The organism is Microcoleus sp. OTE_8_concoct_300 (assembly GCF_031383065.1).
GTDB lineage: Bacteria > Cyanobacteriota > Cyanobacteriia > Cyanobacteriales > Microcoleaceae > Microcoleus.
On the sequence record NZ_JANMZH010000677.1, the window covers coordinates 1 to 8,129 of the forward strand.

Annotated in this window: 6 protein-coding genes and 1 tRNA gene; all 7 read right to left on the bottom strand. The window is 45.7% G+C overall.

Going from position 1 to position 8,129, the window contains the following annotated elements:
- Window positions 1-310 precede the first annotated feature (310 nt).
- A tRNA-Ala gene (locus tag ACUVJL_RS30795) sits at window positions 311-383 on the bottom strand.
- Between the two features lie 120 nt (window positions 384-503).
- On the bottom strand, window positions 504-1,232 hold the full coding sequence (locus ACUVJL_RS30800) for an HAD family hydrolase (RefSeq protein WP_445249307.1): 729 nt from the start codon (window positions 1,230-1,232) through the stop codon (window positions 504-506).
- An 85-nt stretch (window positions 1,233-1,317) separates the two neighbouring features.
- Window positions 1,318-2,217 (bottom strand): class I SAM-dependent methyltransferase, encoded by a 900-nt coding sequence (locus tag ACUVJL_RS30805; protein WP_445249308.1) that lies wholly within the window; start codon window positions 2,215-2,217, stop codon window positions 1,318-1,320.
- 292 nt (window positions 2,218-2,509) lie between these two features.
- Window positions 2,510-4,936, bottom strand: a complete 2,427-nt coding sequence (locus ACUVJL_RS30810) for an ATP-binding protein (protein ID WP_445249309.1) — start codon at window positions 4,934-4,936, stop codon at window positions 2,510-2,512.
- A 564-nt stretch (window positions 4,937-5,500) separates the two neighbouring features.
- A complete protein-coding gene (locus tag ACUVJL_RS30815; protein ID WP_445249310.1) occupies window positions 5,501-6,226 on the bottom strand; it encodes a TVP38/TMEM64 family protein in 726 nt (241 codons plus the stop codon).
- Between the two features lie 98 nt (window positions 6,227-6,324).
- A complete protein-coding gene (arsS, locus tag ACUVJL_RS30820; RefSeq protein ID WP_445249311.1) occupies window positions 6,325-7,311 on the bottom strand; it encodes an arsenosugar biosynthesis radical SAM (seleno)protein ArsS in 987 nt (328 codons plus the stop codon).
- Window positions 7,312-7,733: 422 nt separating this feature from the next.
- Window positions 7,734-8,129: arsenate reductase, glutathione/glutaredoxin type (gene arsC / locus ACUVJL_RS30825; protein ID WP_332953393.1), on the bottom strand; the 396-nt coding region annotated here is incomplete at its 5' end.

The following is an 8,129-nucleotide window of genomic DNA, read 5'->3' on the forward strand; positions in this document are numbered from 1 at the left end:
AAAACTACCACTTTTTTGGGGGTGGGGCGCCCCGCCCTACCTTTTTGGCGGGGGGGCACGCCCATCCCACAATAACAATTAAAATTGTAAGTTATTTAATTCGCGATCCTTATTGATGCTAGGAGTTAGGCAGAAACCGGGTCGATCGCACAATATAGAAACCAGGTCGATCACTCTCAACAGGTTATTGATGCTAGAACGAATGGCAGCAACCGGGTCGATCGCACACTCATAGGCGGGCGTCAAAGCAGGTGACGATCGCGCTTCGCTTTGAAGACGATCGTCACCTGTAGAAATGCGCCCTGATGCATGGAGAATAGCGGACTCGAACCGCTGGCCTCTGCGGTGCGATCGCAGCGCTCTACCAACTGAGCTAATTCCCCTGATTGAGTTTTAATTTAGCATTTTAGATGCGGGATGGACGAATCTAAAAGGCTTACAGGTCTCGCTTGCTCTCACCTTCGCAGACCGTGACCTACGTTAGCACGTAACTGCTAAAAACGTCAAGTGTTTTCCGCAGCCGGCTCAGTGCGGGCGATCGAGCAAAGTTCGGCCACTCTGTCTAACTCTAAATCAGCAAAATAGTCCACCGTCCAATTAGCTTGGCGCTGGATCATGTGAAACGGGTAAGTGTGAGTCACACCCGCTACCTGAATCCCCGCTTTTTTCGCCGCTTCAATCCCCGCAAAAGTATCTTCTAGCGCCAAACACTCGATCGGTTGCAGATTAAAGTCGGGATATTTCTGGTTGAGAAGTTCCACAGCCAATAGATAGCCGTCGGGTGCTGGTTTGCTCGCCCTCAAGTCGTCGCCTGCGACAATTAACTCAAAGTTTGCTGCCAAACCGGCCCGATCTAACACCAATTCTATATCCGATCGGATTGCGCCGCTAACTACGGCCATTTTCAGTCCGGCGACCCGAATTTTGTCAATAAATTCTGCCAAACCCGGATAAATCGGCAGTTTCTCCAAAGTATCTATTTGAGCTTTGTAAGCTTCGGCCTTGCGCCGCAGCAGCCGATCGAGGTATGTTTCTGTCAGAAATCGTCCCCGGCGCTCGAGAAGTGCGGTAATGCAAGCGCGATCGCTCCTTCCCAAACAAACTTCTCGAAACTCCCCACGTTTGAGCTGGAGATTTTCATCGAGCATCAATTGATCGATTAATTTCTCGTGAATCGGCTCGTCATTAACAATTACACCATTAAAATCAAATAAAACTGCTTTTAGAGTCATTAGTCATTAGTCATTAGGCATTAGTCATTAGTCATTAGTCACTCAACAGTCAACACTCAACAGTCAACAATCAACATTTAATACATCAAGCGGGAGCTGGAATGCCTGGTAAATCGCCATCAAAATCAGGAGCCCGATCGAGCGGATTCCACCCCGTCGCCACCCGCACCTGTTCCACATCTTCCCCAGGCAAAGGTTTCACGCCCTGCGTCACCTGATTCGTCCACCAGTGTTCGTGAGTTTGCACCGCCGCGAATCCAGCCGCCCCCGCCCAAGCATCGAGGCTGCCAGCCACGTAAGACTTTATATAAGGATCTTCCAGCATATCAGTCAGCCACTCTGTGTGCCGCAAAGTTTTTTGGCTTCCATCCAAAATTGCCATTTGTCCCCCAACCTTCAGCAGTCGGAAGCTTTCTCGCAAAATTGCCCGCGATACAGCAGGCGGCATCTCGTGAAACAGGAAGGAAGCTGCGACTAAATCGAAGCTGGCATCGCCAAAAGCAACGCTTTCGGCCGATGAGTGCAACCACTGGATATTTAAGCCGGCTTTTTGCGCTTTCATGCCGGCGACTACCAGCATATAAGGCGACAAGTCCAGCCCGACAACTTCCGCTTCGGGAAAAGCTTGCTTGAGCATGAGCGTTGCCGAACCGGTGCCGCATCCCAAATCGATGATTCGGCGCGGTTTCACCCGTACAGCGTCAATTAAGCCTTGCCTGACGACTGTTTCGTGGGGAGGCAAAACATATTGCGTGATTGGATCGTAGGAAATGGCGGCACTGGGGTTGAGGTAGCCGCCTTTAATGCCGTGAAAGTTTTGGCTGCTGTAATATTCGGGATAAACTAAGTCGGGTTGTCGGTAGCGATCGGCCGCTGTTTCCCAGTCGATACCTTGGTATAGTCGTCCCAGTGCTTCTTCGTCGATCAGCAGTCGCATCACGGGGGCCAAAAAGCCCTGGAAAATTGTATCCTTGTTAACAGCCATAAAACACTCCTTTAACAAAAACTCTTCTAATTTTAGCCAACGGTCGTCAACTTAGCATTAATTAAAACTGTTTGTCCCCTCGAACCTCGAATCTCTTCTCTCTCTCCGTTACCTCCGTTACAAAATCCGTGGGCTTCCTTTCCCACTTCGTTTTTATACCTGTTTCAAAAAAGAATTCAACTAGAGACAAGCTCCCAACGCTTATGTCATCAGTCATTACCAATTCTCAAATCTCAAATCTCAAATCTCAAATCTTAGATCTAAAATCTAAAATCTAAAATCTAAAATTGTTTTACTTTCCGTTACTAATAGGAATTTTTACCACAAACTCCGTGCCGCCGCCCGGAGGCTGAGAAATTTTGATGCTGCCGCCGTGTCCATCCACTACAATTTTGTAGCTAATTGCTAACCCCAAACCAGTGCCTTTGCCCACTGGTTTAGTAGTAAAAAAGGGGTTAAAAATTTGGTCTTTAACGCTGTCGGGAATGCCGGGGCCGTTGTCGGCGATCGCCACTTCCAGAAATTTCCCGCCATTTTCGCGAACTACTCCCGTGGAAATAGTAATAATTTTATCCAGGTCATCGATCTCGTCCAAGGCATCGAGCGCATTGCTCAGCAAGTTCATAAACACCTGATTGAGCTGAGAGGGATAGCACTCGACCGAAGGCACTTGTCCGTAGTTTTTGACTATATCAATTCTATTTTTGATGCGATTGGAGAGCAGCAGCAAGGTATTTTTTAGACCTTCGTTAATGTCCGCCAGCTTTTTGTCAGATTCATCTAGGCGAGAAAAGTTGCGCAAAGAAAGAACTATGCTGCGAATGCGCTCGGTTCCTATTTTCATAGAATTCAATATATGCGGCAAATCTTCCTCGATAAATTCTAACTCGATTTCTTCGGCAAAATCTGCGATTTCCCGGGGCACCTCTGGGAAGGTTTGTTTGTATAAATTCACCAAGTCTAATAAATCTTTAGTATATTGGCTGGTGTGAGGCAAATTAGCCGCAATAAAGTTAACGGGGTTGTTTATTTCGTGCGCTATCCCGGCCACCATTTGACCTAGGGATGACATTTTTTCGCTCTGCACTAAATGAGTTTGAGTTTTTTTCAGTTCATTTAAGGCACTATTGAGCAGTTTTACTTGGTCTTGGGTTTGAGTGTAAAGGTGAGATTGAGTAATTGCGATCGCCAATTGGTCTGCTACAGCTTTTAACAGTTGGATTTCCTCCCGGCTCCAAAGCCAATGACTAGCGTGGCTGCAAATTAAATAACCCTGCGGCTGGTTCTGAGTCTGGACAGGTACGGCTAAATAGCTATTAGCTTTAAGTTCGAGCGGTTGAGTTACACCCTCAGCCCAAGTGTCGCTCGAAAGAATAATTGGCTCGCCTTTGCCGCTCGGTACTAACACATTCCCGACAAAGTAAGGCTCAAACTTTAGGGCTGGTGTCGCAGAATCTGATTGGCAAGATTCCCACAGGATTTGTAACATTTTTTTTTGCGGTTCGTACCAACCAAAAGCCGCCCGTTCTAGGTGCAGCAAATTTACTATTTCTTCGACTGTACTTTGCACGATTTCGTCTAATTCCAGGGAAGCGCGAATGCGTCCGGCAATCCGGTTGAGCATGGCTTCTCGCTCCGCTTGAGCGCGATTATTTTCGGAGCAATAAATTAGCCAAATTGCTGCTAGCATTGCTGGGACGAGCAGTCCGGCGACTCCGGATGTCAGCAAATTTAATGCTTGCAGTTGGGATTCAATATTTTCGCGGGGAATTACTAAAGCCATCGACCAGTTAACTTCCTTGAGGGGAGCGTAGCCTACATACACCCATTTGTTATCTATTTTTACCAGTTCGATGTTCCTCTGGCGGTCGATCATCTGCCGCGTAATTGTGGAGAGTGCGGGGTCTTGTGAATGTAAAAAGCTTGGGGTCAGCCGGTCGGTATTTCCGATTAAATTTTTGTTGGGATGAACAATTGGCACTCCTTGTGAATTGAGCGCAAAAGCATAACTGTCGGAACCGTACTGCAAGCTATTAGCCACAGATGCTACTTTATCTAATTTAATGCCGCCAGAGAGGACTCCAATTACTTGATTGGGAGCGGGAGGCAAGGCCCAAATAGGAGCTGAAATGATGATCGTGGAAACTTTTGTACTGCGGCCGATCAGCGGATCGGAAACGTTGAGCTGCCCAGCCATTGCTTTTTGAAAGTGTTGGCGGTCTTTGCTGTTGGCGCGGTTGCCTAGAGTGTTGATGAATGACCCGTCGGGTTGAGTTAATGACAGGATGAAATACTCTTTTAACCTGTATATTTTTCCTTGCAACTGGGGCTCGACTAATTTCCAATTGAGAGTGCTAACTGTAGGATCGTAAGCAATGGTTTCTATTTCTGCTTTGCGGCTGCTGAGCCAGCGGTCGATTTCGTCGGTGCCTTTTTCTAGTTTTAATAGTGCTATTTCCTTTAAATTGTCGAGGATTAGTCCGCGTACAAAAAAATAGCTAATGCAAGCAGTTGTGCTAATGGTTAAAGCCGTGGTGCCTAGAATTAGCAGGGTCAGCAAATGGCGGCGCTGCCGTCTGTGCTGCCAAAGACTGTGCGCTTGCTGCCACCCTGATTGAGCAGAATTGCTGATGTTTTGCCAAAAGCGGCGCAGCTTTTTTGTTGGGTGCGGCGGCGGCGCAGACACACATCCGGCTGGATTTACTGGGTTTTGCATCATCAAATGTTCCTTTCGATTCAAATTGATCAAACGGCCTTCGTCATTCTGCCGAATTAATATCAGGCAAGTAGTGAGACCAGTTTAAGAAAAGAATGCAACTGTAGCCCATATCCAAACCCTGTTAGTCATCAGTCATTCCCAATTCTTTAATCTAAAATTTCAAAGCTCAAATGGTATGATATCAACTCCGCTAGCTGAGGAATTGTAAAATCGAATCAACAGTCAATACTCAACTATCATTCAGTTTTTCGACAGACAGTTAACAGTCAACAGTCAACAGTCAACAATAATTCCGGTGCAACCGGAATTGATATGACTTGTATTCCTGACTGCAAACAATTATTATTCGGTTCGCGCGCTCACCTTCTATTGTGGCATCAATTTTATATTTCGACCTTCGGTTTACCACTTGAGGTTAGTTCTTTACGATATCTTTAATATCTATATCGTTTCAATAACAAAATAGTTATAAATAACACTGAGAAAATACAGACTTTTTTTTAGCAATGTATTATAATGTATGGCCAAACCCTCTTGACAATTTTACCAATTTGCGCTGGGGTTTCAAGGGGAAATTTTTTCGTCTAAGGCTTTTTTGGCCAAGCGGGTTGCATAAACGGTGAGGGCGATCGTTGCTAGCAAACCAATGCCGTAGAGAGCCCACTCAGCAGTAGTGCGCGATCGCCCTTGCGATCCGAGTGCAGCCAAACTCCCAGCCAGGGAACCGATATAAACATACATGACTGTTCCGGGAATCATGCCGATCCAAGATGCGAAAAAATAGTCTTTTAGAGATACCTGCGTGACTCCAAAAGCATAGTTAAGCAAATTAAACGGAAAAATCGGAGAAAGCCGGGTCAGCAGTACAATTTTCCATCCTTCAGAGGCAACTGCAGAGTCGATCGCCTTAAATTTTTGATTGCCCTCTATCTGTTTGGAAACCCAGTCGCGAGTTAAATACCTTCCTGTTAAAAAAGCGCAAGTTGCGCCTAAAACTGAGCCGATGGAAACACAAACCGCACCGCCAACGACTCCGAACAAAACGCCAGAACCGAGAGTCAGCAAAGAACCGGGGATAAATAAAACCGTTGCTACAATGTAAATTAGAATAAAAGCTGCCGGGCCCCAAGGGCCGAGACTAGCGATCGACTCCAAGGCATTTTTCAGAATTCCTTGGAAGTTAAAAAACTTGGCCGCCACAATCAAAGCCACAGCTAAACCAATCCCTAAAATCAGCTTCCACCTATTTGATGGCGGTGGATTTTCATCGGGCGATCGCGAATCATTCATTACCTAAACTCCCCACTCTACATTGCATACACCCTAAGCTTGGCAGTTGCGCTTTAGCGCTGCAATACTCTGTAATAAAGCGCAACTTTTCCCTTAAATTAAATCAAACTACCGCCGCAGCTAGAACCGCAACCTGCCGTACATCCATAACAATAAGCAGCAGTTTGCACCTCTTGAATCAAATCTAAACTCCCCCATTCGAGCAATTTAGCAGCAGTTATCTTTTCCCCGCTGCCAGTTTTCGCCAGCAGATTTTCCATCTGGTTAAAATCGCAGTCGTAGACATTGCCCAAATAGTCGATCGACAATTCGTTACGGCACATTAAATGTTCCAGAGTACCGGGATTAAAATTATCCTCCAAAAACCCGAGATAAGGCTTGTGGAGTTTCTTATGTTCCAAATGAAACTTAGTCCGTCCCACCGGCAAATTAGTAATCGCGAACAATTGATTAAAACAAATTCCAAAATGTTCGGCTAAATAAACCTTGTAATCTTGCTCTAACTTGCCTTGTTCCGGTGTTAGCGAAAATTTGTCTGTTGCCGGCACTTGTGGATTGTACACCAAATCTACAATTAAATTTGGGTTTTTCCCGTATCCCAACTGATTTAGCTTTTGCAGCGCCCGAATCGAACTGTCAAAAACACCGTTGCCACGCATTTTGTCCACATTGTCAGCTTGGTAGCAGGGAAGCGACGCCACAATTCTGAGTTGGTGCTGCGCGCAATATTCGGGAATATCTTCAAAACCTTTTTCAAAGTAAATCGTCAAATTAGAACGAACAATTACCTCTTTACCTGCCGCCCTGGCAGCTTCCGCTAGCGGTTTAAAACCGTAAAGCATTTCGGGAGCACCGCCGGTGAGGTCAACAGTTTGAATTTGAGGAAAGCGGCGAATGATTTCAATTAATTGGTCGCAAATCTCCGGGGAAAGTTCTTCTGTTCGTGTCGGGCTAGCTTCTACGTGGCAGTGAGTGCAAGCGAGGTTGCAGCGTTTGCCGAGATTTATTTGTAAAACTGTAATCTGCTTTTTAGTTAAAGCTGAGTGAATTTTGTTTTTGAAAGGCGTGACTGCTGTCTGAATCATGTGCTAACCTTTTGGTCTTTGCTCGCAACGAATGTAGAGGCGTTCCAGGGGAACGCCTCTCATAATTTAGCACTAATTCTTTGGATGCGACAGATCCAAATTTTAACAGGTCGCTACAAAGTTAATTGAAACTCACATCTTGCACCCTTATTGAAAACAGGCAAGATGCCTGTTCCACAGGAGAGGAATTTTGTTGTGGAACAGGCATCTTGCCTGTTCATAAAAGGCTTATTGACAATACTACAACTCAGTTAAAACTCACATCTTGCACCATTCTCGCTTAACAGGCAAGATGCCTGTTCCACAGGAGAGGAATTTTGTTGTGGAACAGGCATCTTGCCTGTTCAGAAAAGGCTTATTGACAATACTGCAAGAGCTGAGTTAAAACCGACAAGGCAAGAATTATCATTTTGAGACTAATCTTACTTTAGAGAGTCCACTAATTTTTCAACTCGTGCTTTAATTTCATCTCGAACGCGGTGAAAAGTTTCGATGGGTTGTCCGTCGGGATCGTCGAGTTGCCAATCTTGAAAGATTTCTCGCAATACCCACGCTTCGGGTAAATTCACGCCGCAGCCGCACAGAGAAATTACGGCGTCGTAGTCTTCTGCATTGAATTCGTTTAATGGGTTGGATGTTTGATCGGTGATGTCGATGCCGATTTCTGACATGACTTGAATTGCTGTCGGATGAACTCTGCTTGATTCTAACCCGGAACTGGTGACTCCAATCTTGCCGGCTCCGATGGTTTTAGCGAATCCTTCTGCCATTTGCGATCGGCAGGAGTTTCTTTTGCAAACAAACATTACTTTTTTCAT

Coding starts and splice junctions, on each gene's coding strand:
- ACUVJL_RS30800 (WP_445249307.1), bottom strand. CDS start 1,232: ATGACTCTAAAAGCAGTTTTATTTGATTTTAATGGTGTAATTGTTAAT.
- ACUVJL_RS30805 (WP_445249308.1), bottom strand. CDS start 2,217: ATGGCTGTTAACAAGGATACAATTTTCCAGGGCTTTTTGGCCCCCGTG.
- ACUVJL_RS30810 (WP_445249309.1), bottom strand. CDS start 4,936: ATGATGCAAAACCCAGTAAATCCAGCCGGATGTGTGTCTGCGCCGCCG.
- ACUVJL_RS30815 (WP_445249310.1), bottom strand. CDS start 6,226: ATGAATGATTCGCGATCGCCCGATGAAAATCCACCGCCATCAAATAGG.
- arsS (WP_445249311.1), bottom strand. CDS start 7,311: ATGATTCAGACAGCAGTCACGCCTTTCAAAAACAAAATTCACTCAGCT.